1 protein-coding gene is annotated in these 527 nt (G+C 63.2%); it reads right to left on the bottom strand.

Features of this window, described 5'->3' with window-relative positions; translation table 11 throughout:
- The coding region (locus AXK60_RS25340) for a hypothetical protein (protein ID WP_139058157.1) at nucleotides 1–216 on the bottom strand (216 nt) is incomplete at its 3' end.
- Nucleotides 217–527: the final 311 nt, after the last annotated feature.

Raw genomic sequence — 527 nt, 5'->3', positions numbered from 1 at the left:
CCACCACGCATGAATCTGCTCCTCCGAAATGACGTGCCCCGACGTCAATCCGATCCGCTCAGCAACGGCGTCCTGGTCGCCGGCAAGCACCATCCGCGGCGCACGCCGGCCCGCCTCGCTGTAGTACTCCGTCAGGCCGCCCTCAGGACCGGATCGGTCCGCGGTGTTCTCGTAGTAGTTGATGCCCCAGGAGCCCAGGCGCGCGATCGTCAGCATCGGCCCTGACCTCCCTTCTGTCAGCCGGACGACCGTCCGGGGGACCCGGGCCCGACCAGGGCCGAGCGGAGCGCAGCGACGCAGCTGGAGCGCAGCGACAGCTCATTCTTGCACATTGTGCCAATGTGCCAAGCTCTTTCTTTGGTCGGTGAGGTTTCCTCATCGTGTGGGGGTCTGAGGAACTGCAGGGGCGACGATTGGGACGTTGGCAGGGTGAGAGGGCTGACGGATTTCTTGACGTGACGTACTTATGGATGACATCCTTATAGCTGTCATGTTGTTGCTGGGGGGCGACGACAAGAGGGACTTAC

Origin of the sequence: Tsukamurella pseudospumae, from assembly GCF_001575195.1 — a bacterium.
In the GTDB taxonomy this organism is placed as follows: Bacteria; Actinomycetota; Actinomycetes; order Mycobacteriales; family Mycobacteriaceae; genus Tsukamurella; species Tsukamurella pseudospumae.
Note: the sequence above shows the minus strand (reverse complement) of the source record. Positions and strands in the feature narration are given on the sequence as shown.